A 26,540-nucleotide genomic window follows, 5' to 3' on the forward strand; every position below is an offset into this window, starting at 1 on the left:
ACAGCAGATTCGCCATCCTAGGCGGCCCCACTGACAGTCCAGGTCCCACGGAAGTTCCCGTCCGCACGCCTACGGACACACCGTCCCGTCGGCCGGCACCTCGCCCCTCAGCAGGTACGCGTCCACCGCCCGCTGCACACACGCGTCGCCGCCGTTGTACGCCCCGTGGCCCTCGCCCTTGTACGTCAGCTCGACGCCGACGCCCTTGCCGAGCTCGTCGGCCATCTTCTTGGCGCCCGCGTAGGGCGTCGCCGGATCGCCGGTGGTCCCGATGACGAGGATGGGCGCCGAGCCCGGCGCGCTCACATCGGGGGTCTCCGCCTGGCCCTCCACCGGCCAGGCGGAGCAGCCCAGCAGCCCCCAGCCCATGAAATCGCCGAATACGGGCGACGCCTCGCGGAACCGGGGGAGCCGCGCCGTGGTCTCTTCCAGGTCGAAACGCGCCTTGTCGTCCACGCAGTTGATGGCGGCGTTCGCGGCGCCGATGTTGCTGTACGTACCGTCGGGGTTCCGGCCGTTCAGGGAGTCGGAGAGAGTCAGCAGCAGCTCGCCGTTGCCGCCGTCCGCGTCGTTGAGGCCCTGCTCCAGGTACTGCCAGTACTCCTTGGAGTAGAGCGTCTGGACGATGCCGTTGGTGGCGTGCGTCTGGGTCAGCTTGCGGTCACCGATGCCCTTGACGGGCTTCTCGTCGAGCCGCTTGAGCAGGCCGATGACGAAGTCCTCGATCTCCTTCACGCTGTTGCCGGGCAGCGTGCACTCGTCCCCGCGCTCGACGCAGTCCTTGGCGAAGTTGTCCAGGGCGAGCTGGAAGCCCTTGGTCTGGCCGAGCGACCCCTGTTCGGAGTTCTGGGTGGGGTCGACCACGGCGTCGAAGACCGCCCTGCCGACCTTCTCCGGGAACAAGTGGGCGTAGACGCCGCCCAGTTCGGTGCCGTACGAGATGCCGAAGTAGTGCAGCTTGTCGTCGCCGAGGGCCTGGCGCACGCGGTCCAGGTCACGGGCGGCGTTGGTGGTGCCGACGTATGGGAGGTCCTCGCCCGAGTTCTCCTCGCAGGCGGCGGCGTACGTCGCCAGGCCCTCGGTGAACGTCTTCTCCTCGGCGGCGTCGTCCGGGGTGCTGTCCTGGGCGTAGTACTCGTCGAGCTCCTTGTCGTCCTGGCACTGGACGCCCACGCTGCGGCCGACGCCGCGCGGGTCGAAGCTGACCAGGTCGTAGCGGGAACGCAGCCGCTCGTAGTCCGCCGCCAAGGAGGGCAGGCCGGTCACGCCCGAGCCGCCGGGGCCGCCGAAGTTGAAGACGAGGGAGCCGATGCGGTTCCGCGGGTCGCGGGCCTTCGCGCGGATCAGCGCCAGCTCGATCGTGTCGCCGTCGGGCTTGGCGTAGTCGCGCGGGACGTCCATGAAGGCGCACTGCCAGGTGCCGCCGCCGGGCAGGGGCGAGGGGGAGGTGCCGCCGCCCTCCGCCGCCGACGGGGCGGGGCAGTCCGTCCAGTCCAGCCGCTGGGTCGCGAGACCGGTCTCGCCGCTTGTGTCCTTCCCCTGGTCACCGTCGTCGGAACAGCCGGCGAGGGACACGAGAACAGCGGTGGCGGCGAGGACGGCCGTGGCACGCAGGGCGGCGGAAGTCGGCATGCGTCCATCGTGCGACGGGGTGCGGGAGCGTGCGCCCCGGGAGCGCCATTCGGACGGCGCCCGCACGCGCGCGTGCGGCGTAGGTACGCGCGGGCTCGGGCGGCGTACGTGAGCGCCGCCGTCCCTAGAGCTGGCCCTTGCGGGTCAGGTGGTTGAAGAACAGCCAGCCCGGCAGCACCGGCAGCCAGAACGTCAGCAGCCGGTACAGCAGCACGGCCGACGTCGCGACCCCGCCCCCGAGCCCCGCGAGCGTCAGGGCCGCGATGAGCGCGCCCTCGACCGCGCCGACACCGCCGGGCGTCGGCACGGCGGAACCCAGGGCGTTGGCGGTCAGGAAGACGACGGCGATGGTGGCGTAACTGAGCTGGACGTCGCTGTCGAAGGCGCGGACCGAGGCGTCCAGGCACATCACGAAGGCCGCCGTCAGCAGCAGCATCCCGCCGATGCCCGTGACCAGCTTCTGCGGCCGCTGGAGTACGTCGAGCATGCGCGGCACCACACCCGCGAACAGCGAACGCACCCGGGTGACCACGAACCTGCGCAGGAACGGTACGGCTGTCACCACCAGCGCCAGCACGGCCGCCGTCAGCAGCCCGGCGATCACCGTCCTGGACGGCGAGAGCGTGGGGGTGTGCTGGGTGCCCGTCACGTAGCCGAAGACCATCAGCAGCGAGATGTGGCTGGCGAGACCGAAGAGCTGCGACGCGCCGACACTCGCCACCGCGAGCCCGGGGCGTACCCCGGCGCGCTGGAGGAAGCGCGTGTTGAGCGCCACGCCGCCGATGGCCGCGGGCGCGACCAGCTTCACGAAGGAGCCGGCCACCTGCGCCCCGACGGTGCGCCAGAAGGGCACCTTCTCGGGTACGAAGCCCAGCAGGCTCATCGCAGCGGCCGGATAGCTCAGCACGGAGAACAGCACGGCCACCGCGGCCCACCGCCAGTCCGCCGTCGCGATCGCGTCGCTGACGTCGTTGGCCATCAGCGTGGAGATCAGGAAGTACGCGACGAACGCGCCCGCGATGATGCTGACAAGGGTGCGCGGCCTGATGCGTTCGAGGCGGGCCGGCTCGACGAGCGCCTGCGGGCGGATGAGCAGCACCTGATGGCGGATCTGCGACAGCAGGTCCTCTTCCCGCGCCTGCTCCAACGCCTCCTCTATGGCGTCCTTCTCGGCCTTCTTCTCCGCCCGTACGTCCTTGCGCCCGGCGGACGGCACCGGCTCGTCGGCGCCCCGCTCGGCCTTGGCGGCGTGCGAGGCCTCGATCACCGCTTCGCGCTCCCGCTGCGACCGCTCGCGCGCCAGCCTGCGCAGCGTCGCGCGCGTGGAGCGGCTCAGCGCGATCGGCTGGAGCAGCGGCAGGCTGTCGGCGACCGCGTCGGGGCCCAGGACCTCCACGGCGGCGGCCACCGCCCGCTCGGCGCCGGCGCGCAGCCCGAGCGTGGTCAGGAGCTGGGCGACATCCATCCGCAGGACGACATCGCCCGCGGCGATCTCACCACCGCGCAGATCGGTCAGGATCACCCTGCCGGAACGATCCACCAGGATCGCGTCGCCGACCAGTCTGCGGTGGGCGATACGGCGCGACTGGAGGGCCTTGACCTGCCGCCAGGCCCCGCGCAGCAGCTCGTCGGTGATCTCCTCGTCGGGCAGCGAGTCCAGCGAGCGGCCGCCCAGGTGCTGGTACACCAGCATCACGGCGTCCGGGCCGAGCTCGGACGTGGCGATCAGCTTCGGCGCGTTGGCCCCGGCGGCGATGGCGGCGTACGCGAGCAGCGCCTCCTGCTCCAGGGCCTGGCGCAGCGACTGGATCGAGCGGCGCTGGGTGATGCCGCGCAGCGTCACCTGGCGCCACACGCGGTAGAAGAACCCCTGCGCCTGCTGCTCACGGTCGACGACGGTGACGTCGAGCGGCGGCCCGTCCTCCAGGGTGACGAGATAGCGGCGGCCGCGGTCGCCCTGCTCCGCCGAGTCGGGCACGTCCTCGGCGCGCATGGCGGTCACCGGGCGGAAGCCGACGTGCCGCAGGCCCGCGAGGAGCGTCTGCCCGGTGGGCCGTACGTTCGGTGATCCGACGGCGTAGAGCGTCCCGTACGCGACCGTCCAGCCGATCAGCACGGTCACGATGATCGAGAACGGTGTGGTCTGGCGGCCGACCAGCACCGCGAACGAGTTGAGCAGCAGCACCGCCCACAGCGCCACGCGCCAGCGCGGCCTGCGGGCCATGCCCACCGCCGTCATGTAGGCGATGACGGGGGCGAGGTAACCGTGCACGGGATCGGTGAGTTCCCCACTCGCCGTCGCCTGGGTGAGCGCTTCCCTGATCGTCGCGGGAGCGCTGTCGGACACCCATAGGTCGGTGGCGAGTGCCACACCGTGCGCGAGCACGGCCGCGAGCACGCCGTCCGCGATCCGCAGTCCGTCGCGCTTGACGAGCCGCTCGATCGCGAAGGCGACCGGGAGGATCAGCACGGCGATGCTGGAGATCAGACCGGCCAGTTTGATGAAGACGTCCGGGGTCTGGCCCGTGCCCTTGCTGATGTCCTCCTCGAGCCCGGACGCGGTGCCGTGCGCGAAGGCCGCGATGGCGAGCACGCAGATGATGCCGAGCACGCCGGCGAGCAGTCGTACCAGGTCGGAGGGGCGGTGCACGCGGGCGGAGAGCAGCGGCTCGTCGCCGGAGACGCGGTCGATGTGGTTGCCTTCGGGCCCGTTGTCCATGGTCTCGGTGGGCCTTTCGGGAGCGTCAGGGTGCGACGGTGCGCCAGGGGTGCTCGCCACCGGGGGAGGCTGCACGCCCTGCTCCTTCGTCGCTTCTTCTTGATCTCGTATCACCTGTCACCGCCCGGATGATGGTGGCATGACCGGATGACAGAGGGGGGCATCAGGGTGCATTGCGGGGGCGTGCGGTGATTTGAGTACGCCCCATGGAGCAGCGTCCGCTGTCGGTGCCGTGGTGCAGGATGGACCGGATGAGCGACGAGCCGGAAGCCCCCGAACTCCCCGAGTACGCCGAACGCGTGCTGGAGGTCGCGGAGATGATTCCACCCGGCCGTGTGATGACGTACGGGGACGTCGCCGAGTGGCTGGAGGAGGGCGGCCCGCGCCAGGTGGGGCGGGTCATGGCGCTCTACGGCGGTGCCGCGCCCTGGTGGCGGGTGGTGCGTTCCGACGGCGTACTGCTGCCCGGACACGAACCGCGGGCCCTGGGGCACTACCGCGCGGAGGGAACGCCGCTGCGGACAGCCTCCCGGCAGTCCGGGACCCACGTACCGCGGCTGGACATGAAGCGGGCGCGGTGGGACGGCGGAACGGCCGACTCCGGCGGAACGGCTCACTCCGGCGGAAGTGCACAACCTCACACGACTCACACCTGACAGCTTCCTGCATTCGGAGCCGCTACGGGTGAATCCGTTACGGGACAGGGCGCGGGGCGGGCCTCCGGAAGAGGCACCGGGCGGGACGGGAGGCGGACTCGCTGCGTCCCGGGCGCCGACTGGCGTAGCGTCGTCGGAACGCGGCACACGCCCACCGTCCGTCCCGCGGGCACCGCGCCACGCGCGGGACGGCACGTCACCCCGTACACCCACCAGGACCGGCGATCCACGTGAGCTCCTCCCTTCCCCCGGGTACCCCAGGTACCGCAGGTGCCTCCGGTACCGCGGGCTCCGCCTGGCATCCGCCGCACCTCCAGGCGCGGCAGCGGACTCCGGGCGCGTACCGGCTGGTGCGTACCAGGCCGGGCCCGGTGGACCCCCCCCTTCTGGACGCACGACAGCGTGCCGCGGTTGACCATGCCGGCGGACCGCTGCTGGTCCTCGCCGGACCGGGCACCGGCAAGACCACGACGCTGGTGGAGGCGGTCGCCGCGCGCATCGCCAAGGGAGCCGACCCGGAGCGCGTCCTGGTGCTCACCTTCAGCCGCAAGGCGGCGGTGGAACTGCGCGACCGGATGGCGCTGCGCCTCGGCGGCGCGTACGGGCCGCAGGCGACCACCTTCCACTCGTTCTGCTACGCCCTGGTCCGCGCGCACCAGGACAGCGACCTCTTCAGCGAGCCCCTGCGGCTGCTCTCCGGCCCCGAGCAGGACGTCGTCGTACGCGAGCTGCTGGCGGGCCACGTCGAGCTGGAGCGGGACGGCCGGACCGCCCCCGTCCACTGGCCGGACGAGCTGCGGGCCTGCCTCACGACGCGCGGCTTCGCCGACGAGGTCCGCGCGGTACTGGCGCGCAGCCGCGAGCTGGGGCTCGGCCCCGACTCCCTGGGGGCCTTCGCGGCGCGCACCGGACGGCCCGACTGGAAGGCCGCGGCGGCCTTCCTCGCCGAGTACCTGGACGTACTCGACATGCAGGGCGTCCTCGACTACGCCGAGCTGGTCCACCGCGCGGTGCTGCTCGCCGAGCGGGCGGAACTGACCGGCCGGCTCAGCGCGCGGTACGACGCCGTCTTCGTGGACGAGTACCAGGACACCGACCCCGCGCAGGTACGCCTCCTGCGAGCGCTGGCCGGGTCGGGCCGCACCCTGGTGGCTTTCGGCGACCCGGACCAGTCGATCTACGCGTTCCGGGGAGCGGACGTCGGCGGCATCCTCGACTTTCCCGACACGTTCCGGGGAACGAACGGAAACCCTTCCCCGGTGGAGGTGCTGACGACCTCCCGCCGCTCGGGCGCCGGTCTCCTGGCGGCCACTCGTCTGCTCACCCGCCGGATGCCCCTGACGCGCCTGCCGGCCGAGAAGGTACGGGCGCACAGGGACCTCGCTCCGGTCCGCGAGGGGGGCCGCACGGAGGTCTACACGTACCCGACGGCGGGCACCGAGCTCGACAACATCGCGGACATCCTGCGCCGTGCCCACCTGGAGGAGGGCGTGCCGTGGAGCGAGATGGCGGTCCTGGTGCGGGCCGGCGGTCGTACGATCCCCGCCGTACGACGCGCCCTGACCTCTGCGGGCGTCCCGCTGGAGATCGACGGCGACGACCTGGCCCTGCGCCACGAGCCGGCCGTGACCCCTCTGCTGACGGCCCTGCGGGCAGTGGCCGAGGCGGCGCTCACGGCACCGGAGCGCCTCACCGACGAAGCGGACCCCGCGGCAGCCGGCCCCCGCGAGGCCGACGCGCCGGCCCCGCCCGGGACCCTGCCCGGGGCCGAGGGCAGTGAACTGGACGGCTCCGGGGGCGCGTCCGGGGCCGAGGCCGAGGGCGAGACCGGGACCGGCTCCGGCTCCGAGATCGAGACCGGCTCCGGGGCCGAGTCCGAATCCGAGTCAGCGACCGAGATCGAGGCCGAGTCCGGCTCCGAGACCGACACCGAGTTCGGCTCCGAGGCCGAGTCCGGCTCCGCGATCGAGCCCGGGACCGACGCCGGGGTCCAGTCCGAGCCCGGGGTCCAGCCCGAGGCCGGTGGCCAAGCCGCTGGAAGCCGCACCCCGGCGGTCACCACGTGGCTCAGCACCGAGGTCGCCGCCGAGCTGCTCGCCTCGCCGCTCGCCGGGATGGACACCGCCGACCTCCGCCGTCTGGGCCGCGCCCTGCGCGACGAGGAGCGCGCCGCCGGGAACCGGCTCCCGCCGCCCTCCGACGAACTGCTCGCCCGCGCCGTCGCCGAACCCGAGCGCCTGGCCGCCCACGACCCGGCGTACGCGCGCGGTGCCCAGCGTCTCGGCGCGCTCCTGCGCAGGGCCCGCACCCTCCTGGAAGCCGGCGGCACCGCCGAAGAGGCGCTCTGGGAGCTGTGGAACGGCACCTCCTGGCCGGGGCGCCTCGAACGCGCCGCCCTGCGCGGCGGCGCGGCCGGCCGCAACGCCGACCGCGACCTCGACGCCGTCTGCGCGCTCTTCGACACGGCGGCCCGCGCCGAGGAACGCTCCGGCGGCCGCGGCGCCCTCAACTTCCTGGAGGAGCTCGACGCCCAGGACATCGCCGCCGACACCCTCAGCAAGCGCGCCGCACGCCCCGACGCCGTACGCCTGATGACCGCCCACCGGTCGAAGGGGCTGGAGTGGCGCCTGGTCGTCGTGGCGGGCGTACAGGAGGGCCTGTGGCCGGACCTGCGCCGCCGGGGTTCCCTGCTCGAAGCGGACCGGATCGGCCGCGACGGCCTCGCGGAGCCCCTCACCCCGGGCGCCCTCCTCGCCGAGGAACGCCGCCTCTTCTACGTCGCCGCCACCCGCGCCCGCGACCGCCTCGTCGTCACCGCCGTCAAGGCCCCCGCCGACGACGGCGACCAGCCTTCCCGCTTCCTCACCGAACTCGGCGTCGAACCGAAGGACGTCACGGGCCGGCCCCGCCGCCCCCTCGCCGTAGCGGCCCTGGTGGCCGAACTGCGCGCCACCACGGTCGACCCCGAGGCGACGCCCGCCCTGCGGGACGCCGCCGCCCGCCGGCTGGCCAGGCTGGCGGCGCTCGCGGACGAGGACGGCCAGCCGCTGGTGCCCTCGGCGCACCCGTACCGCTGGTGGGGCCTGTACGACCCGACGCACAGCGTCGTCCCGCTGCGCGACCGCGACCAGCCCGTGGCGCTCTCGGGAAGCGCTCTGGACCAGCTCGCGAACACGTGCTCCCTCCAGTGGTTCCTGGGACGCGAGGTGAAGGCGGACGCTCCCGCGACCGCGGCCCAGGGCTTCGGCAACGTCGTGCACGTCCTGGCCGACGAGGTCGCCTCCGGCCGTACGCCCGCCGACCTCGCCGTACTCATGGAACGCCTCGACTCCGTCTGGGACGCCCTCGCCTTCGACGCCCCCTGGAAGTCGCAGCAGGAGAAGGAGCACGCGCGCGTGGCGCTCGAACGCTTCCTCCAGTGGCACGTCATGGACCGTGGCGGCCGCACCCCGGTCGCCACCGAGCACGACTTCGACGTGACCCTGGAGGCGGGCGGCGCGTACGAGGTCCGCATCCGCGGTTCCATGGACCGCGTGGAGACGGACGCCGAGGGACGCGCGTACGTCGTCGACTTCAAGACGGGCAAGGCGGCCCCCACGCGCGAGGAGGTGGCCCGCCACCCGCAGCTCGCGGTCTACCAGCTCGCCGTACGGGAAGGAGCCGTGGACGAGGCGTTCGCGGAAACGCGCCCCGAGCCGGGCGGAGCCGAACTCGTACAACTGCGCCAGGCGGCCGCGAAGAAGGACGGCGGGGACGCGCTCCCCAGGATCCAGGCACAGGAGCCCCTCGCGGGGGAGTGGGTCGGCGACCTCCTCGCCACCGCCGCCGGGCGCGTACTCGACGAGCGCTTCGGCCCGGCGACCGGCCAGCACTGCACGCACTGCGCGTTCCGCGCCTCGTGCAGCGCGCAGCCCGAGGGCCGCCACGTCGTCGAGTAGCACCGGCGCCCGCGTAGCGCCCCGCTCACGGTCCGTCGTTGTCAGTGGGGGCGGATAGCCTCTCTGGGGTGTCAGCCCGAATCACCGACCCCGAAGAGCTCAAAGAGCTCCTCGGCATCCCGTTCACCCCGGAGCAGATGGCGTGCATCGTCGCACCGCCCGCTCCGCAGGTCATCGTGGCCGGAGCCGGTTCGGGCAAGACGACCGTCATGGCCGCGCGCGTGGTGTGGCTCGTCGGCACGGGGCAGGTCGCGCCCGAGCAGGTGCTGGGGCTCACCTTCACCAACAAGGCGGCCGGTGAGCTCGCCGAGCGCGTGCGAAAGGCGCTGATGCGGGCCGGGGTGACCGACCCCGACGTCATCGACCCCGACAACCCTCCCGGCGAGCCCCGCATCTCGACGTACCACGCGTTCGCCGGGCAGCTCCTCGCCGAGCACGGCCTGCGCATCGGCCTCGAACCGACGGCCCGCCTCCTCGCCGACGCGACCCGCTACCAGCTCGCCGCGCGGGTCCTGCGGGAGGCGCCCGGACCGTACCCGGCGCTCACGAAGTCGTTCCCGGCGCTGGTCAGCGACCTGCTGGCGCTGGACGCCGAGCTGGCCGAGCACCTTGTGAAGCCGGGCCGGCTCGCCGCGTACGACACCGGGCTGCTGAACACCCTGGCGTCCGTCAAGCTCTCCAACGCCGACCTGCGCAAGGTCCCCGAGGCAGCCGCCGCCCGTCTCGAACTGCTCGACCTCACCGCCCGCTACCGCGAGGCCAAGCGCAGCCGCGACCTCCTCGACTTCGGCGACCAGATCGCGCTCTCCGCGGAGCTGGCGCTCACCAGCGAGGAAGCCGGCCGGATCCTGCGCGACGAGTTCCGGGTGGTCCTGCTCGACGAGTACCAGGACACGTCCGTCGCCCAGCGCCTGCTCCTCTCGGGGCTGTTCGGCGGCGGCACCGGGCACGCGGTGACGGCGGTCGGCGACCCCTGCCAGGCGATCTACGGCTGGCGTGGCGCGTCCGTGGCCAACCTCGACGACTTCCCCGCGCACTTCCCGTACGCCGACGGGAGCCCCGCCGCCCGCTTCTCGCTCAGCGAGAACCGCCGCAGCGGCGGCCGCCTCCTCGACCTCGCCAACGGCCTCGCCGTCCCCCTGCGCGCCATGCACGAGGGCGTGGAGGCCCTGCGTCCGGCCCCGGGTGCGGAGCGCGACGGCTCCGTCCGCTGCGCCCTGCTCCCCACCCACGCGGACGAGATCGCATGGCTGGCCGACTCGATAGCCCACCTCGTCCGTACGGGGAAGGAGCCGGGCGAGATCGCCGTCCTGTGCCGTACGGCGGGCGACTTCGCTCAGATCCAGGGCGCGCTCGTGGCCCGCGACGTCCCCGTCGAGGTGGTCGGCCTCTCCGGGCTGCTCCACCTCCCGGAGGTCGCGGACCTCGTCGCGGTGTGCGAGGTGCTCCAGGATCCGGGCGCCAATGCCTCGCTCGTACGCGTCCTCACCGGCCCGCGCTGGCGCATCGGCCCGCGCGACCTGGCGCTGCTCGGGCGCCGGGCGCGCCTGCTCGTGCACCGGGCGCCGGGTGCTGACGCGGACGCCGACCCCGACGGGAGGCTGGCGGAGGCGGTCGAGGGGGTGGACCCGGCGGAGGTCGTCTCCCTCGCGGACGCGCTCGACACGTTCCTGGAGTCGGGCGGCGGTCCGGACGACGGCCTGCCCTTCTCCGCCGACGCCCGGGTCCGTTTCGCCCGCCTGGCGGCCGAGCTGCGCGACCTGCGGCGTTCGCTCGCGGACCCGCTCATGGACGTACTGCACCGGGTGCTCGCCACGACCGGCCTCGAAGTGGAACTGTCCGCGTCCCCGCACGCCCTGGCCGCCCGCCGCCGCGAGACGCTGAGCAACTTCCTGGACACCGCGGCTGGGTTCGCGGCGCTCGACGGCGAGGCGAACCTGCTGGCCTTCCTCGGCTTCCTGCGGACCGCCGTCCAGTACGAGAAGGGCCTGGACAACGCCCTGCCCGGCGGCGAGAACACGGTCAAGGTCCTCACCGCCCACAAGTCCAAGGGCCTGGAGTGGGACGTCGTCGCGGTGCCGGGCCTGGTCACGGGCCACTTCCCGAGCGAGCAGTCCCGCGACGCGTGGACGTCCCAGGCGAAGGTCCTCCCGCACGCGCTGCGCGGCGACGCGAAGACGCTCCCCGACGTCGTCGACTGGGACGCGAAGGGCCTCAAGTCCTTCAAGGACGCGATGAAGGCCCACCAGCACACGGAGGAGCTGCGCCTCGGGTACGTCACCTTCACGCGCCCGCGTTCGCTGCTGCTCGGCTCGGGCCACTGGTGGGGCCCGACGCAGAAGAAGCCGCGCGGCCCCTCCGGCTTCCTGCGGGCGCTGTACGACCACTGCGCGGCCGGATTCGGCGAGATCGAGGCGTGGGCGGACGAGCCGGCGGAGGGTGAGGAGAACCCGGCCCTGAGCGAGTCGGCGGCGGACCGGGCCTGGCCGCTGCCGCTGGACCCGACGTCGCTGGCCCGCCGCCGCCGGGCGGCGGAGACGGTCATGGAACACCTGCGGAGCCTGGCGGCGGCGGCGGACGACGCCCCGGGGGCAGCGGCGGAGCCCCCGGCCGCCTTCGACGAGCCCGTGGAGCCGGAGTTCGAGGACGGCTTCGCGCCGGAGTACGCCGCGGAGCCGGCCGACTGGGACACCCTGCTCACCGAACGCCCGACGCGGACCCCCGACCCCGCGCCGGCCGCCGCCGGTGCGCCGGCCGAGGTGAAGGACCACCCGCAGCCCGATGCCGATGCGGCAGCCGGGGCCGCAGCGGACACGGAGGACGGGCCGGCCGACGCCCGTGTCGCGTCGGACCACGCCACCGCGACGAGCCGCAGCGACGAGGCCGAGGAGGCCCACGCCCGCGCCGAGCCCGCGACCGGCACGGCCGACGACGACGTGAACCCTGCCGACCGCGAAACCTGGTCGCGGTCCTCCCTCCCTCCCGGCGCCGTCCCCGCCGCCCGGACGCACTCGCGCGCGGAAACGCTCGGCGGCGAGTACGCGAGGGTCGCGCCGTCCCCGCCGCACCACGACGCCGCGCCCGCCCGCCCCCACCCCACCGACCCCCCCGGCACGCCGTCGGCGGGGCCGACCGGCGCCCCGCCCTCCGGTGTCCGCGGCGCGGCACACACCGGAGGGCCCGCCTCTCCCTTCCGGGAGAGCCCCCCGCAGGCCCCTCTCACCCCCGAAGAGGCACGCGCGGTCGCCTCCTGGGACCGGGATCTCGACGCCCTCGCCGGTGAGCTCCGCCGGGCCCGGGCCACCACCCGCGACGTTCCCGTACCGCCCTCCCTCACCGCCTCCCAGCTCCTGCGGCTCGCCGCCGACCCCGACGGCTTCGCCCAGGAGCTCGCCCGCCCCATGCCGCGCCCGCCCCAGCCCGCCGCCCGGCGCGGGACGCGGTTCCACGCGTGGGTGGAGTCCCGCTTCGAGGAGCTGCCGCTGCCCATGCTCGGCCCGGACGAGCTGCCCGGCGGTGACGAGACCGAGATCGAGATCGCGGACGAGCGCGACCTGGCCGCGCTCAAGGAGGCGTTCGAGCGCACGCCGTACGCGCGCCGCACCCCGTACCGCGTCGAGGCGCCCTTCCACCTCACCCTCGCGGGCCGGGTCGTCCGTGGCCGCATAGACGCCGTGTACCGCGACGAGGAGACCGGCGCGTACGAGATCGTCGACTGGAAGACCAGCCGCACCCGCGCCGCCGACCCCCTCCAGCTCGCCGTCTACCGGCTCGCCTGGGCGGAGCAGTACGACCTTCCCCTCGAATCGGTGGGCGCCGCCTTCCTCTACGTCCGCACGGGTGAGATCGCACGTCCCGCCCGTCTCCCCGGCCGTGCCGAGCTGGAACGGATCCTGCTGGACGAGCCCGGTCCGAGGGCCGGATAGGCTCGGGGCCATGAGCGACACCCCGGACAGCGTCGTCCGCACGTACATAGACACGCACCGTGCGGCCTTCCTCGGCGACCTCGCCGAGTGGCTGCGCATCCCGTCCGTGTCGGCGCGGCCGGACCGTGCCACCGACGTCCGGCGCAGCGCCGAATGGCTGTCCGCGAAGCTCCGGGAGACCGGCTTCCCGGTCGTCGAGATCTGGCCGACAGCGGGCGCCCCGGCGGTCTTCGCCGAGTGGCCCAGCGGCGACCCGACGGCCCCCACCGTGCTGGTCTACGGGCACCACGACGTACAGCCCGCCGCCCGCGAGGACGGCTGGCACACCGACCCGTTCGAGCCGGAGATCGTCGACGGCCGGCTCTACGCCCGCGGCGCCGCCGACGACAAGGGCCAGGTCTTCTTCCACACCCTCGGCGTGCGCGCCCACCTCGCCGCCACCGGCCGCACCGCCCCCGCCGTCAACCTCAAGCTGCTCGTCGAGGGCGAGGAGGAGTCCGGCTCCCCGCACTTCCGCGCGCTCGTCGAGGAGCGCGCACCGCGCCTGACCGCCGACGCCGTGATCGTCTCCGACACCGGCATGTGGTCCGAGGACACCCCGACCGTCTGCACCGGCATGCGCGGCGTGGCCGACTGCGAGATCGAGCTGTACGGCCCCGACCAGGACATCCACTCGGGATCCTTCGGCGGTGCCGTCCCCAACCCGGCCACCGTCGCCGCACGCCTGGTCGCGGCCCTGCACGACGAGGACGAGCGGGTCACGGTCCCCGGTTTCTACGACGGCATCGTCGAGCTCACCGACCGCGAACGGGAGCTCTTCGCGGAGCTGCCCTTCGACGAGGCCGAGTGGCTGCGTACGGCCAAGTCGCGGGCCACCCTCGGCGAGGCGGGCCACACCACGCTCGAGCGCGTCTGGGCCCGCCCGACCGCCGAGGTCAACGGCATCGGCGGCGGCTACCAGGGCCCCGGCGGCAAGACCGTCGTGCCGTCGTCCGCACACCTGAAGCTGTCGTTCCGCCTGGTCGCCGGGCAGGACCCGGACAAGATCGAGTCGGCCGTACGCGACTGGGTCGCCTCCCGCGTCCCGGCCGGGATCCGCCACGAGATCACGTTCGGCGCGGCCACCCGCCCGTGCCTGACGCCGCTCGACCACCCCGCCCTGCAGTCCGTCGTACGGGCCATGGGCCGCGCCTTCGGCCGGAAGATCCTGTTCACGCGCGAGGGAGGCTCGGGGCCCGCCGCCGACCTCCAGGACGTGCTCGGCGCCCCCGTGCTCTTCCTGGGGATCTCCGTACCGTCCGACGGCTGGCACGCGCCCAACGAGAAGGTCGAGCTCGACCTGCTCCTCAAGGGGGTCGAGACCACCGCGTACCTGTGGGGCGACCTCGCGGCGCACTGGCGTGCCTCCTGAACCTCAAGACCGTCCGAATCCACCAGGGGGAGTTGGAAGTACCTGTGAGCACCTCGACCGACCACACGGCACCGACCGCGAGCAGCGGGGCGGACACCCACAGCGCGGCGGACACGGACAGCCGCCGGGCGGGCACGGACGCCCCGGCGAGCACGGACGGCGCGGCGGACATGGTCAGCACGGACGACGCGGGCGGCTCCCGGACCACCGGCCCGGCGGGCATCACGCAGCGGCCGATCGGGCTCACCGCCCCGAGCGGCATCGACCGCGCCGCCCACCACCGCCTCGACGAGGCATGGCTGGCCGCCGCCTGGAGCCACCCCACGACCCGCGTCTTCGTCGTCTCCGGCGGACAGGCGCTCATCGACGACACCCCCGACGGGCGCACCGAACTCGTGATGACCCCGGCCTTCGAGGCCCCCGTCACCGAGACGCACCGGTACTTCCTCGGTACGGACGAGGAGGGCGTCAGCTACTTCGCGCTCCAGAAGGACTCCCTCCCGGGGCGCATGGACCAGTCCGCGCGCGCCGCCGGACTGCGCGAGGCCGGGCTGCTGCTCGGCCCCCGCGACGCGGGCCTGATGGTCCACGCGGTGGCCCTGGAGAACTGGCAGAGGCTGCACCGCTTCTGTTCGCGCTGCGGCGAGCGCACCGTCATCGCGGCGGCCGGGCACATCCGCCGCTGCCAGGCGTGCGGCGCCGAGCACTACCCGCGTACCGACCCCGCCGTGATCATGCTGGTGACCGACGAGGAGGACCGGGCGCTCCTCGGCCGTCAGGTGCACTGGCCGGAAGGCCGGTTCTCGACACTCGCGGGCTTCGTGGAGCCCGGCGAGACCATCGAGGAGTCGGTGGCGCGTGAGGTCTTCGAGGAGGCGGGCGTCACCGTCGGCCGGGTCGACTACGTCGCCAGCCAGCCGTGGCCCTTCCCGTCCAGCCTGATGCTGGGCTTCATGGCGCGCGCCACGTCGTCGGAGATCAACGTGGACGGCGAGGAGATCGAGGAGGCGCGCTGGTTCTCCAGGGACGACCTGCGCGGCGCCATCGAGACCGGCGAGATCCTGCCCCCGTCGGGCATCTCGATCGCCGCCCGCCTGGTGGAGCTCTGGTACGGCGAGCCCCTGCCGCAGCCGCTGAACCCGTAGGCCGGCACACGTCGAGGGCCCCCGCGCGGTGCGCGGGGGCCCTCGACGTGTCCGTACGGCCGCACGGCCTCGCCGGCGTACGGGTCCGGTCCCGCGGGCGGCGGGACCTCAGACGCCCAGCGCCTGCTTGACCTGCGCGAGGCTGGGGTTCGTCATGACCGACTGCTCGCCCTGGTGAGGGATCACGAGCACGGTCGGGACCGTCTGGTTTCCGCCATTGGCCTTCTCGACGAACGCCGCGGATTCGGGGTCCTGCTCGATGTTGATCTCGTTGTACGCGATGCCTTCGCGGTCCATCTGGCTCTTGAGCCGACGGCAGTAGCCGCACCACGTGGTGCTGTACATCGTCACAGTGCCCTGCATGTCCTCGGCGCTCCTTTGCTCGGCTGGGGGGTCCGTAGTCCCAGAGCATCGAACGTACGCGACCGGGCGCCCATTCCCGTACCGGTACGACGAATGCCCCTCCCTGTGGACAACGGGAACGCCCGTCTCTCCCGACCTGGCAGCATGGCTGTGTGACAGCAGCAACGCACTCCTCTCTCTTCCCGCAGGTCCCCGACTCGGCGGACGCGGTGCTCGAAGGGCTCGACCCCGAGCAGCGCCAGGTCGCGGAGGCCCTGCACGGTCCGGTGTGCGTCCTGGCGGGGGCCGGCACCGGCAAGACGCGCGCCATCACGCACCGCATCGCGTACGGCGTGCGCGCCGGGATTCTCCAGCCCGCCAGTGTGCTGGCCGTCACCTTCACCAACCGGGCGGCGGGGGAGATGCGCGGACGGCTCCGCCAGCTCGGCGCGGGCGGCGTGCAGGCGCGGACCTTCCACTCCGCCGCGCTCCGCCAGCTCCAGTACTTCTGGCCGAAAGCGGTCGGTGGCGACCTGCCCCGGCTCGTCGAGCGCAAGATCCAGCTGGTCGCCGAGGCGGCGGCCCGCTGCCGCGTCCGCCTCGACCGCAACGAGCTGCGGGACGTGACGGGCGAGATCGAATGGGCGAAGGTCACCCAGACCGTCCCCGGCGACTACCCGGCCGCGGCCGCGAAGTCGGGCCGCGACACACCCCGGGACGCGGCGGAGATCTCCCAGATCTACGCGATGTACGAGCAGCTCAAGCGCGACCGGTCCATGATCGACTTCGAGGACGTGCTGCTGCTCACCGTCGGCATCCTCCAGGACCGCCACGACATCGCCGACCACGTGCGCAGCCAGTACCAGCACTTCGTGGTGGACGAGTACCAGGACGTCAGCCCGCTCCAGCAGCGCCTGCTCGAACTGTGGCTGGGCGACCGGCCGAACCTGTGCGTCGTCGGCGACGCCAGCCAGACGATCTACTCCTTCACCGGCGCCACCCCCGACCACCTGCTGAACTTCCGCACCAAGCACCCGGACGCCACCGTCGTGAAGCTGGTCCGCGACTACCGGTCGACGCCGCAGGTCGTCCACCTGGCCAACGGCCTGCTGAGCCAGGCGCGCGGCCGCGCCGCCGAGCACCGCCTGGAGCTGATCTCACAGCGGGAGCCGGGCCCCGAGCCCGTCTACGCGGAGTACGCCGACGAGCCCGCCGAGGCCGAGGGCACGGCCCGCCGCATCCGCGACCTCGTCGCCGCCGGCGTCCCGGCCGGCGAGATCGCCGTGCTGTACCGCATCAACGCCCAGTCCGAGGTCTACGAGCAGGCACTGGCCGACGCCGGAGTGCCTTACCAGTTGCGGGGCGCGGAGCGGTTCTTCGAGCGCCAGGAGGTGCGCAAGGCGATCAACGGTCTGCGCAGCGCCGCCCGCTTCGGCAACAACGACCCGCTGCTCGACGACGTGGTCGACCTGCCCTCGCAGACCCGCGCCGTCCTCAGCGGCAACGGCTGGACCACGCAACCGCCCGCCGGCTCCGGCGCGGTCCGCGACCAGTGGGAGTCACTGGCCGCGCTGGTCCGTCTCGCCGAGGACTTCGCCAAGACGAAGCCCACCGCGACGCTCTCCGACCTCGTGGCCGAACTCGACGAGCGCGCGGCCGCCCAGCACGCGCCGACCGTCCAGGGCGTGACCCTCGCCTCCCTGCACTCGGCGAAGGGCCTGGAGTGGGACGCCGTGTTCCTCGTCGGCCTCACCGAGGGCATGATGCCCATCACCTACGCCAAGACCGACGAGCAGGTCGAGGAGGAACGGCGCCTGCTGTATGTCGGAGTCACCCGCGCGCGCCACCACCTGGGCCTGTCCTGGGCACTGTCCCGCTCACCGGGCGGTCGCGCCTCCCGCCGCCCGAGCCGCTTCCTGAACGGGCTGCGCCCCGGCTCCTCCGCCTCCGGCGGCCGTGGCACGGGCGCCCCGCGCACCGGCGGCACCGGTGTGGGCGCGGGCGGCGCCGCCAAGCGCAGGCGCCGCAGCTCGGCCCTGTGCCGCGTGTGCGGCAAGACCCTCACCGACGCCGGCGAGGTGAAACTGATGCGCTGCGAGGACTGCCCGTCCGACATGGACGAGGCGCTGTACGAACGGCTGCGCGACTGGCGGGCCGGCCAGGCCCAGCTTCTCGGCCAGCCGGCGTACTGCGTCTTCACCGACAAGACGCTGATGGCCATCGCCGAGGCCGCGCCGGGCGAGGCAGGGGAACTGGCCGTCATCGCGGGGGTCGGCGCGCGGAAGCTGGAGCGTTTTGGAGCCGATGTGCTGGCTCTCTGCGCAGGTCAGGACCTTGACGGGGCCGACGAGGAGGACTGATTCAAACTCGTCGGAAAAATAGTTTGCGCATGCCCCGGGAATCCCCATAGGTTCTTAACCACGGGAACAGCGACTTCTCTGAAGCCCTGACTCCGTGCTGTACTTATCCGAATACGTAGGGACCGGCCTCGTGCCACCAGGTCCCCGAGACGCCGAGAGGAGGCGAGCCCAGTGACCAGCTTCATCACCTTCACCAAAATGACCGATCGCTCGGTCGCCGCCCCCTGCTCGCTCGGCTCCTCGCTCCGTGGCACCGGTATGTCCGGCGTCTCCGCCGTCCGTCCCGCGTCTCTCGCGAGCCTGCCTGTCCTGGCCCGCAATGAGCGACCGACCGAGGCACCGGAAGCAGCAGTAGCAGCGGCACAGGCGAAGGCCTACGCCTTTGCGGCGGCCGGTGCCGGATTCAAGAAGCAGACGACGCAGCACCACACGATGTGGGCCTTCCGTGGGCTCGAACCCTGGAGTGATCCAGCCTGATCCAGGATCAGGCAGGCGCCTCCAGGGCCGCGGAACCCCACCAGGGATCCGCGGCCCTTCTGTTTTGCCCGAACGGGAAAAACAGAGCGGAGGGGCCTCGGGACAGCAACCGCCTCCCGGCCGACCGGCCGGAACGACTCGACGAGGAACAAACCACCGTGCAACTCGATACGCACGCCCCGTCCGTACCGCCTTCCCAAACGATCACCCCGCCCGGTCTCACGGAGGACTCCGCCTTGACTGCCCCCGCCCCGCTCACCGCGCTCACCGCGCTCGACGACGCCATCGAGAACCTCGGCGTGCCCGTCCCCTGCCGCTCGTACGACCCGGAAGTCTTCTTCGCCGAGTCCCCGGCCGATGTCGAGTACGCCAAGTCGCTCTGCCGCACCTGCCCGCTGGTCGAGGCATGCCTCGCCGGTGCCAAGGAGCGCCGCGAGCCTTGGGGCGTCTGGGGCGGCGAGCTGTTCGTCCAGGGTGTCGTCGTCGCCCGCAAGCGGCCGCGTGGCCGCCCGCGCAAGAACCCGGTCGCGGCATGAACGTCACCGGAACCATCGACCGACCGCATACGCACGATCCCAAGAAGCAGGCCCCGATGACCTCTTCCCCCAGCGAGCCCTTCGGCTCCGCCACCCATGACGTCACCATCACCGGCGCGAACGACTCGCGTCAGAACAGGACCCGCGAGATGCAACTCATCCCAGAAGCCCTGGCCCGTGCCCATATGCAGGAACGCCGACGGGAAGCCGAGGCGGAACACCAGGCCGTGCGCCTGGTCGCCGCCCGGCGGATGCAGCGCCGCGCCGAGCGCGGCGCACTGCGCGCCCGCCGCGCTCTGGCCATGGCGGTCATGCAGTAACACGCAGGCACACAGCAGGCCACAGCAGACGGAACTCCACCGCGGGGGCCGGTCCGAACGGACCGGCCCCCGCGGTGCGTTGCACCGACCACCGCGACGCGTCGGGGATATCGTCACGGAGTGCTGAGTTCTCCCGGGGAGGACCCCCGGAACCCCGAGCAGCCTCCTGAGCCCGCAGAGCCGGGTGACGAGACCGTCGTGTGCTCCCGCTGCGGCAAGCCCGCCGAGAACACGCCACCCACCTGGACCTGCTCCGTGGAGAACGGCCGCCGCCACTACTTCTGCGACGACTGCGCGCGCGCCAACCTCAGGGCGATCGAGGGCAGGCTCGACTCGCCCTGGTGGTGAACGGGCCGGCTCGGGCCCGGCCCACACCCCGCTCGGGCCCCCTTCACGCGCCAGCCACGACCCCGTCCTCTTCGGCCGCCCCGATCTCATCGCCCTCGGCAGCCTCTTCGGCCTCTTCGGCGACGAACCCGGGCAGCCAGTCCTCCAGCTCCTGCCGCAGCCGCACGGTCGCCCCCAACTGGCAGAGGACGCCGATGGTGCTCAAGGTCACGCGGTGGATCAACAGATAGGCCGGCGGCAGGTTGAGCTGCTTGCCCAACTGGTGGGCGGGGGAGCGCACATCGGCGATCCGCGCCGCCTGCTGGCGTATCCAGCTCCGGGTGAACGTGAACTCGTCGACCTGTGCAGGCTCGATGATCGGCAGCAGGTACTCCAGCACCGCCTCCGGGTCGAGGTCGATGGAGTCCTTCACGAAACCCTCCTCGCGGAGCAGCTCGTACACCGCTTCGGCCTCGCCGTCGATCGTCATCCGCAGTGAGGTGCCGATCGTCGCGGGCAGTCCGCCGGGCAGCCGGTCCACGGTGCCGAAGTCCAGCACGCCGAGCCGCCATTGCCCGACCGAGCCGTCCTGACCGTCTTCACCCCCAGCACCGTCCTCACCCCCCGCACCGTCCCCGGCCTCCGTCGCCGCCACCGGCAGCAGCCGGAAGTTGCCCGGGTGAGGGTCCGCGTGGAGCAGGCCGGTGCGGGCCGGCCCCGAGAAGAGGAACCGGGCCAGCAGCTGCCCCGCCCTGTCCCGCTGCTCCGGCGTCCCGTCGGTGATCACATCGGCCATCGGTATGCCGTCGATCCACTCGGTCACCAGAACCTGATCGCTCTGGTGCACCACCTCCGGTACCACCACGTCGGGGTCGTCCGCGAACTGCTCCGCGTGCTGCCGCTGCGCCGCCGCCTCCAGTTCGTAGTCCAGCTCCTCCGAGACCCGGTCCCGCAGCTCGGTGATGAGCGGCTTGATGTCCATCCCCGGAACCAGCGGACCGAGCAGCCGGGCGAACCGGCTCAGTTGGTTCAAGTCGGAGAGCAGCGCCTGTCCGGCCCCCGGGTACTGCACCTTGACGGCCACCTCGCGACCGTCGTGCCACACGGCCCGGTGCACCTGGCCGATCGAGGCCGCGGCCGCCGGCTTGTCGTCGAACTCCATGAACAGATCGCGCCATTCGGCCCCGAGCCGCTCCTCCAGCACCGCGTGCACCGTGCGCGTCGGCATCGGCGGCGCGGCCTCCTGCAGCTTCGTCAGGGCCGCACGGTACGGCCCGGCGACCTCCTCCGGGAGCGCGGACTCGAAGACCGACAGGGCCTGCCCCAACTTCATCGCGCCCCCCTTCAGCTCTCCGAGGACCTTGAACAGCTGGTCCGCCGTGCGCTGTTGCAGCTCGCGGCTCACGATCTCGGCCGACTTGCCGCCGATTCGCTTGCCCAGGCCCCAGGTGGCTCGGCCGGCGAAGCCCAGCGGCAGTGCTGCCAGCTTTGCGGTCCGGGTGACCGCCTTCCGGGGAAGATCAGACATGCGCCCCTCCAAATCCCAGACACCCGTGGCCGCCGGTGACGGTCACCCGGCCATTGTGTCCTGTGGCTCCCCGACGCCCGAGGCGCACTCCCCGTGAGCCTGCCCACCCGCACCGCAGGAACAGTCGCGGTGCGGCGGCATCGGCTCCTGCCGCCAGTCCAGGAGCGGCAGCGAGACCTCCCAGCGGACCCCCGTCGTGGCGGGCAGCTCGCCGTCCAGGAAGGCCAGGGCATGCGCCGCCGCCAGTCCCGCCACCGTGGTCGCGAGCCCGATGTCGCACGCCGGTACGCGCCCGGCCCGGCCGGAGCGCCACTGCGCCAGCATCCGCAGCCACGCCGGATCGCGCTCCGCCCGCGCCAGCGCCATGCAGCCCGCGCACGCGCTCCCGCCCGGCAGCACCAGCGGCCCCACCACCCCCGTCGCCTCGACGACCCCCGCGTAGAGATGGGGCGTCCCCGAACGCAGCCACCGCTCAGCCGCGACGGGATCGGGCGCGTAGGCGGCGGCCCCGTCCCGGGGCGCCACGATCACCAGCGAGAGCCCCGGCTCACCCGCGCCCGAGGTCCCCGCCGCCTCCGCCGCCCGCGGTGGCCGGCCGGGAGTCGCCCGCCGCACCAGCTGCCGCGCCGCCACGTCCCGCCGAGCGCCCACCGACTCCGGGCCCAGCCCGCCCGGCGTGATGTCCCACGGCTCCGTGCACCCGCCGTCCAGCACCTCGACCTGCCCCACGCCCCCCGCGGCCAGCACCGACGCGATCGTCGCGCCGACCCGACCGGCGCCCCGCACCTGAACCCGCATCGCGCGCCGTGCCGCCAGCCTCCGTGCCGCGCCGCCCGGTTCGCAGTGGACGACGGAGAGGGCCGCCAGATCGGGGCGGAGCCGGTCGAACGCCTCGGCGCGCCCCCGCAGCGCGTCCGCCTGCGCGCCGCCCGCCGTCGCGTCGTCGATCAGCCCCGCCGATGTGAGCCTCGCCACCAGCTCGTCCACCCGCCCCTCGGGCAGCCCCATCACCCGGCCCTCCTCCCGCAGCAGCGGAAGGCCGCGCGTCCCGTCGAGCAGCGCGAGGAAACTGCCCGTCGCCGTATCCACCGGACCCACCGTCACCGCGTGCGCGGACGTCATGCCGAATTGCACGGTCTGCCGGTCCCGCCATGCGCGCCGCAGCGCGGGCTTCACCATCGGATGCATATCGCCGCCCCGTTCCTTGCCACAAGACGCGCTCTCGCAAGATCCGTTCTCGCAAGATCCGCTCTCCGCCCTCAGAATGCCCGGCGCGGTCCGAGGGGGACGAAAGTTGTCCACAGGTGCCGGGTATTAGTCGTACGAGTCGTTCCAATGCCGCGCCGGGGAGTGGAACGCGTTCGAACCATCCGGAGGTGGGACTTCCGCCACTGACAGCGGGTAACGTCGTGGCGTGCCCGTCGACCCCCTGCACCGCGCGAAGAACCAGCCGCCCCGCGGCTCGCGGCCGAGCGCTGTCGAGGTCCGCCGAAGCGCCCGCCGCAGCAGGACGGTGTCCGCGTACCGCGAGGGCGACCGCACGATCGTGCTCATCCCCGACCGCATGTCGGAGGCCGAGGAGCAGCGCTGGGTGAGCGTGATGCTCGACAAGCTCGCCGCCCAGGAGAGCAAGCGCGTCTTCGGCGACGCCGAACTCGCCGAGCGCGCCCAGCAGCTGTCCGCCCAGTTCTTCGAAGGCCGGGCGCGCCCGGCGTCCGTGCGCTGGGTGACGAACCAGAACACCCGCTGGGGCTCCTGCACTCCGGCCGAGGGCAGCATCAGGCTTTCGCACCGCCTCCAGGGCATGCCCGAGTACGTCGTCGACTACGTGCTCCTCCACGAGCTCGCCCACCTGCTCGTCCCCGGTCACGGCCCGCGCTTCTGGCAGCTCCTGGAGGCGTACCCGCGCACCGAGCGCGCTCGCGGGTACCTCGAAGGAGTGGTCGCCGCCGAGCGGCTTCCGTACCTGCCGGGCGCACGCACCGAGTGACGCTGGGTGATTCTGTACCGAGTGTGTACCGGCCTGGCCGGATGTCCCCATTCGCGGGTTAGCCTGACGCGACGCATTCACCTCGGGATGGGGGACGGTCGTTACGCATGACCAGGGAATTCCAACGTGGCCACAAGGCCAAAATCAGTGACCTCACAGCGGGTACCGATCTGTACGTAGGTGTGCAGATCGCGGCACCCGGACTCACCTTCGACATCAGCTGTTTCGGGCTCGACGTCAACGAGCAGCTCTCGGACGACCGGTATTTCATTTTCTTCAACCAGCCGAAGTCGCCCGAGGAGTCGATTCAGCAACTCGGCCCGCAGTCGGGCGACACCGAGTCGTTCCGCGTCACGCTGGACCGCATCCCGGCGAACATCCACCGGCTCTCCTTCACCGCGACGATCGACGGCGCGGGACAGATGTCGCAGGTGGGCCCCGGTTACATCCGCATCGTCGCGGGTGGTGAAGAGGTCGTCAGGTACGCCTTCACCGGCTCGGAGTTCACCACCGAACGCGCGGTGATGCTGGGTGACTTCTACCTCAAGGACGTGTGGCGGTTCGCCGCGATCGGCCAGGGCTTCGACGGCGGGCTCGAAGCCCTGCTGAAGAACTTCGGCGGTGAGGTGGCCGAGGAGCAGCCGGCCGCGCAGCCGCAGGCCGCGGCGCCTTCCTTCGCCCCGCCGGCCCAGGCTTCCCAGCCCGCCCCGGCCTTCGGCGCACCCGCCGCCCCGCCGGCCCCGGCGCCCGTCCCGGCCCCCGCGCAGGGCTTCGCCCCGCCGCAGCCGGCCCCGCAGCAGGCCGCGCCCCAGCAGCCGGCCCCGCAGATGTACGCGGCGCCGACCGTCGCGGCGCCGATGGCTCCGCCGCCGCAGGCCGGCCCGGTCGCGCCGCCCGCCCCGGCGCCGTACGGACAGCCGCCCCAGCAGCCGCAGTTCGGCCAGGTCCCCGGGCAGCCGCCCGGCCAGGTCCAGCCGCCCGGCGGCTACGGCCAGCCCGCCCCGTACGGCCAGCCCCAGGGCATGCCCCAAGGCGTCCCCCAGGGCGCCCCGCAGGGCGGCGCCGGGCTCAAGGCGGCCCTCCAGCCGTACCGCGAGGCGCCCACCGGACAGCGCTGGACACCGCAGAACCAGCAGCTCATGCGCGTGGAACTCGGCATGGGCGGTACGCCGATCCTCGCCCGCCAGGGCAGCATGGTGATGTACCAGGGCAAGGTGGACTTCAGCCACAAGGGCGCGGGCTTCACCGGCCGCATCGTCGGCAATGCGACCGGCCAGGAGATGCAGCTGATGCGCTGCTCCGGGCGCGGCCAGGTCTTCCTCGCCGAGAACGGCGCGCACCTGCACCCGATCGAGCTCCAGGGCGACGGCATCTGCGTCTCCGCCGAGAACGTGCTCGCGTTCGACGAGTCGCTCCAGTACGAGGTCCGCCGCATCGAGGGCCACGGCATCCCCGGCGGCGCCCTGTTCACCATGCAGTTCCAGGGAACGGGCACGGTCGTCGTGAAGACGAACGGCGTCCCGGTGGTCCTGCCGGTCACGCCGACCACGTTCGCCGACGCCAACGCGGTCGTCGCGTGGTCCTCGGCCTCCCAGGTCATCCTCTCCAGCCAGGTGCGCCTGCGTCGCAACGCGTACCCGGGTCACAGCGGAGAGACCGTGAACCTCCAGTTCCGGGGAGCGCCCGGGAACTTCATCGTCGTCCAGCCCTACGAGGTCTGAGGGAGCCCGTCATGAATCAGCAACTCGCGGGCTTCGCCCCGACCCCGATCGCGGCCCGTATGGAGAACCACGGGCGCGCGATGCTCAAGGTCGCCATGGCCACCGGCCAGGACCTCTACGCGCGCACCGGCTCGATGGTGGCGTACGAGGGCTTCATCCAGTACGAGCCGAACCCGCCCGCCGTCCGCCAGATCGCGTCCCAGTGGGTCACCGGCGAGGGTGCGCCCGTCATGAAGTGCAGCGGCGACGGTCTGCTCTACCTCGCCGACTACGGCGCGGACGTCGTCGTCATCAACCTCGACAACGACTCGCTCTCGGTCAACGGCAGCAACCTCCTCGCCTTCGACGCGCACCTCCAGTGGGGCGTGGAAAAGGTCAAGGGCATGGCGAAGTTCGCCGGACAGGGCCTGTGGAACGTCGAGATCGTCGGCACCGGCTGGGTCGCCCTGACCTCGCGCGGCACTCCGATCGTCGTCGAGTGCGGTCGCGGCGAGGACGAGACGTACGTCGACCCCGACGCCCTCGTCGCCTGGTCCCCGAACCTCAAGGTCAAGGGCAAGCGCAGCTTCAAGGCGTCCGCCCTGGTCGGGCGCGGCAGCGGAGAGGCCTACCAGATGGCTTTCTCCGGCGAGGGAATCGTCGTCGTACAGCCGAGCGAGGACAGCACCGACCGCCTGCGGGTCCGGGGCTGAGGGGGAGCGAGAACACACCATGCAGAGCCCGCTTTTCAGTCACACCGAGCAGCAGTCCCAGGACCGGTACGCCGTGCAGAACCCGCAGCTCCTGCGGGTCTCGCTGACCGGCCACGACGACGTGCTCGCCCGCAAGGGCGCCATGGTCGCGTACCAGGGGCTGATCGACTTCGACGGCGAGTACCAGTCGAGCGGTCAGCGCCGCGCCCGTGCCAACACCGGTGAGGGCCTCGACCTGATGCGCTGCTCCGGGCAGGGCACCGTCTACCTCGCCAACCTCGCGCAGTACGTCCACCTCGTGGACGTCGACCGCGAGGGCATGACCGTGGACAGCGCCTACGTCCTGGCGCTGGACTCCTCGCTGCACACCGAAGTCATCGCCGTGGACAGCCAGTACGGCATCTCCGGAACGGGCAAGTACCAGCTCAACATCACCGGGCAGGGCAAGGTCGCGCTGATGACCTCGGGCCAGCCTTTGATGCTCCAGGTCACGCCGGACAAGTACGTCAACGCCGACGCCGACGCGATCGTCGCCTGGTCCAGCTCCCTGCGCGTGCAGATGCAGGCCCAGACGCACTCGTCGAACGTGCGCCGCCGGCGCGGCACCACCGGTGAGGGCTGGGAACTCAGCTTCCTCGGCCAGGGATTCGCCCTGGTGCAGCCCAGCGAGGTGATGCCGCCGCAGGACGCCCAGCTGGGCCAGGGCGTCGCCGCGCAGTTCGGCGTCGGACAGCAGGGCGCCCGCGGCCAGAACCAGAACAACGCCTGGAACTGACCCCCTCGGGACACAGGTAAGGGGCGGGCTTCCAAGAGCCCGCCC

At 72.7% G+C, this 26,540-nt stretch carries 19 protein-coding genes; 14 read left to right on the forward strand and 5 right to left on the reverse strand.

Translation table 11 applies throughout. From position 1 onward, the window contains the following. Positions 1-69 precede the first annotated feature (69 nt). Positions 70-1,632 (reverse strand): alpha/beta hydrolase, encoded by a 1,563-nt coding sequence (locus IE185_RS19640; RefSeq protein ID WP_138896149.1) that lies wholly within the window; start codon positions 1,630-1,632, stop codon positions 70-72. Positions 1,633-1,756: 124 nt separating this feature from the next. After that, the gene (locus tag IE185_RS19645; protein WP_138896150.1) at positions 1,757-4,351 is read right to left on the reverse strand and encodes a lysylphosphatidylglycerol synthase transmembrane domain-containing protein; all 2,595 of its coding nucleotides are present in this window, start codon (positions 4,349-4,351) and stop codon (positions 1,757-1,759) included. 242 nt (positions 4,352-4,593) lie between these two features. On the opposite strand from IE185_RS19645, the gene IE185_RS19650 reads away from it, so the two are divergent. From IE185_RS19650 to nudC, 5 genes are all read left to right on the forward strand, one after another. After that, on the forward strand, positions 4,594-5,007 hold the full coding sequence (locus IE185_RS19650) for an MGMT family protein (RefSeq protein WP_138896153.1): 414 nt from the start codon (positions 4,594-4,596) through the stop codon (positions 5,005-5,007). Between the two features lie 350 nt (positions 5,008-5,357). After that, a complete protein-coding gene (locus tag IE185_RS19655) occupies positions 5,358-8,945 on the forward strand; it encodes a UvrD-helicase domain-containing protein (protein WP_229843598.1) in 3,588 nt (1,195 codons plus the stop codon). Between the two features lie 68 nt (positions 8,946-9,013). After that, complete coding sequence (locus IE185_RS19660; RefSeq protein ID WP_189715634.1) at positions 9,014-12,871, forward strand: UvrD-helicase domain-containing protein; 3,858 nt, start codon at positions 9,014-9,016, stop codon at positions 12,869-12,871. 10 nt (positions 12,872-12,881) lie between these two features. Beyond that, positions 12,882-14,282 carry a dipeptidase gene (locus IE185_RS19665; RefSeq protein WP_138897846.1) on the forward strand — a complete coding sequence of 467 codons (1,401 nt, stop codon included), beginning with the start codon at positions 12,882-12,884 and terminating at the stop codon, positions 14,280-14,282. Positions 14,283-14,452: 170 nt separating this feature from the next. Next, the gene (gene nudC / locus IE185_RS19670) at positions 14,453-15,427 is read left to right on the forward strand and encodes an NAD(+) diphosphatase (protein WP_138897849.1); all 975 of its coding nucleotides are present in this window, start codon (positions 14,453-14,455) and stop codon (positions 15,425-15,427) included. A 108-nt stretch (positions 15,428-15,535) separates the two neighbouring features. Here nudC and IE185_RS19675 read toward each other — a convergent pair whose 3' ends face one another. After that, positions 15,536-15,790: a mycoredoxin gene (locus IE185_RS19675; RefSeq protein ID WP_138897847.1), complete on the reverse strand. Its 255-nt coding sequence runs from the start codon at positions 15,788-15,790 to the stop codon at positions 15,536-15,538. 152 nt (positions 15,791-15,942) lie between these two features. Here IE185_RS19675 and IE185_RS19680 point away from each other — a divergent pair, with 152 nt between their 5' ends. From IE185_RS19680 to IE185_RS19700, 5 genes are all read left to right on the forward strand, one after another. Beyond that, complete coding sequence (locus IE185_RS19680) at positions 15,943-18,129, forward strand: ATP-dependent DNA helicase UvrD2 (RefSeq protein WP_189715636.1); 2,187 nt, start codon at positions 15,943-15,945, stop codon at positions 18,127-18,129. A gap of 198 nt (positions 18,130-18,327) precedes the next feature. Then, a complete protein-coding gene (locus IE185_RS19685; protein WP_138897850.1) occupies positions 18,328-18,606 on the forward strand; it encodes a hypothetical protein in 279 nt (92 codons plus the stop codon). 158 nt (positions 18,607-18,764) lie between these two features. Then, a complete protein-coding gene (locus tag IE185_RS19690) occupies positions 18,765-19,142 on the forward strand; it encodes a WhiB family transcriptional regulator (RefSeq protein ID WP_138904456.1) in 378 nt (125 codons plus the stop codon). Further along, positions 19,139-19,462, forward strand: coding sequence for a putative WhiB-interacting protein (locus IE185_RS19695; RefSeq protein WP_138899603.1), 324 nt, complete (start codon positions 19,139-19,141; stop codon positions 19,460-19,462). Before IE185_RS19690 ends, IE185_RS19695 begins: the two co-directional genes overlap by 4 nt. 120 nt (positions 19,463-19,582) lie before the next feature. Beyond that, the gene (locus IE185_RS19700) at positions 19,583-19,810 is read left to right on the forward strand and encodes a hypothetical protein (protein WP_138899604.1); all 228 of its coding nucleotides are present in this window, start codon (positions 19,583-19,585) and stop codon (positions 19,808-19,810) included. Between the two features lie 43 nt (positions 19,811-19,853). Here the strand turns inward: IE185_RS19700 and IE185_RS19705 are convergent, their stop codons facing one another. Further along, positions 19,854-21,317, reverse strand: coding sequence for an ABC1 kinase family protein (locus IE185_RS19705; protein ID WP_189715638.1), 1,464 nt, complete (start codon positions 21,315-21,317; stop codon positions 19,854-19,856). Positions 21,318-21,359: 42 nt separating this feature from the next. Next, on the reverse strand, positions 21,360-22,505 hold the full coding sequence (locus IE185_RS19710) for a ThiF family adenylyltransferase (RefSeq protein WP_189715640.1): 1,146 nt from the start codon (positions 22,503-22,505) through the stop codon (positions 21,360-21,362). A gap of 226 nt (positions 22,506-22,731) precedes the next feature. On the opposite strand from IE185_RS19710, the gene IE185_RS19715 reads away from it, so the two are divergent. From IE185_RS19715 to IE185_RS19730, 4 genes are all read left to right on the forward strand, one after another. Continuing rightward, positions 22,732-23,307: a M48 metallopeptidase family protein gene (locus IE185_RS19715; RefSeq protein ID WP_138899458.1), complete on the forward strand. Its 576-nt coding sequence runs from the start codon at positions 22,732-22,734 to the stop codon at positions 23,305-23,307. 107 nt (positions 23,308-23,414) lie between these two features. Beyond that, on the forward strand, positions 23,415-25,028 hold the full coding sequence (locus IE185_RS19720; RefSeq protein WP_189715642.1) for a TerD family protein: 1,614 nt from the start codon (positions 23,415-23,417) through the stop codon (positions 25,026-25,028). A gap of 11 nt (positions 25,029-25,039) precedes the next feature. Then, positions 25,040-25,720 carry an AIM24 family protein gene (locus IE185_RS19725; protein WP_138895832.1) on the forward strand — a complete coding sequence of 227 codons (681 nt, stop codon included), beginning with the start codon at positions 25,040-25,042 and terminating at the stop codon, positions 25,718-25,720. 19 nt (positions 25,721-25,739) lie between these two features. Beyond that, a complete protein-coding gene (locus IE185_RS19730; RefSeq protein WP_138895833.1) occupies positions 25,740-26,495 on the forward strand; it encodes an AIM24 family protein in 756 nt (251 codons plus the stop codon). Positions 26,496-26,540 lie beyond the last annotated feature (45 nt).

Source organism: Streptomyces chryseus (assembly GCF_014650755.1).
GTDB lineage: Bacteria > Actinomycetota > Actinomycetes > Streptomycetales > Streptomycetaceae > Streptomyces > Streptomyces chryseus.

What these genes read in the sequence shown, in the direction of transcription:
- IE185_RS19640 (WP_138896149.1), bottom strand. Translation starts at nt 1,632, where the DNA reads ATGCCGACTTCCGCCGCCCTGCGTGCCACGGCCGTCCTCGCCGCCACC.
- IE185_RS19645 (WP_138896150.1), bottom strand. Translation starts at nt 4,351, where the DNA reads ATGGACAACGGGCCCGAAGGCAACCACATCGACCGCGTCTCCGGCGAC.
- IE185_RS19650 (WP_138896153.1), top strand. Translation starts at nt 4,594, where the DNA reads ATGGACCGGATGAGCGACGAGCCGGAAGCCCCCGAACTCCCCGAGTAC.
- IE185_RS19665 (WP_138897846.1), top strand. Translation starts at nt 12,882, where the DNA reads ATGAGCGACACCCCGGACAGCGTCGTCCGCACGTACATAGACACGCAC.
- nudC (WP_138897849.1), top strand. Translation starts at nt 14,453, where the DNA reads ATGGTCAGCACGGACGACGCGGGCGGCTCCCGGACCACCGGCCCGGCG.
- IE185_RS19675 (WP_138897847.1), bottom strand. Translation starts at nt 15,790, where the DNA reads ATGCAGGGCACTGTGACGATGTACAGCACCACGTGGTGCGGCTACTGC.
- IE185_RS19685 (WP_138897850.1), top strand. Translation starts at nt 18,328, where the DNA reads ATGACCGATCGCTCGGTCGCCGCCCCCTGCTCGCTCGGCTCCTCGCTC.
- IE185_RS19695 (WP_138899603.1), top strand. Translation starts at nt 19,139, where the DNA reads ATGAACGTCACCGGAACCATCGACCGACCGCATACGCACGATCCCAAG.
- IE185_RS19705 (WP_189715638.1), bottom strand. Translation starts at nt 21,317, where the DNA reads ATGTCTGATCTTCCCCGGAAGGCGGTCACCCGGACCGCAAAGCTGGCA.
- IE185_RS19710 (WP_189715640.1), bottom strand. Translation starts at nt 22,505, where the DNA reads ATGCATCCGATGGTGAAGCCCGCGCTGCGGCGCGCATGGCGGGACCGG.
- IE185_RS19720 (WP_189715642.1), top strand. Translation starts at nt 23,415, where the DNA reads ATGACCAGGGAATTCCAACGTGGCCACAAGGCCAAAATCAGTGACCTC.
- IE185_RS19725 (WP_138895832.1), top strand. Translation starts at nt 25,040, where the DNA reads ATGAATCAGCAACTCGCGGGCTTCGCCCCGACCCCGATCGCGGCCCGT.
- IE185_RS19730 (WP_138895833.1), top strand. Translation starts at nt 25,740, where the DNA reads ATGCAGAGCCCGCTTTTCAGTCACACCGAGCAGCAGTCCCAGGACCGG.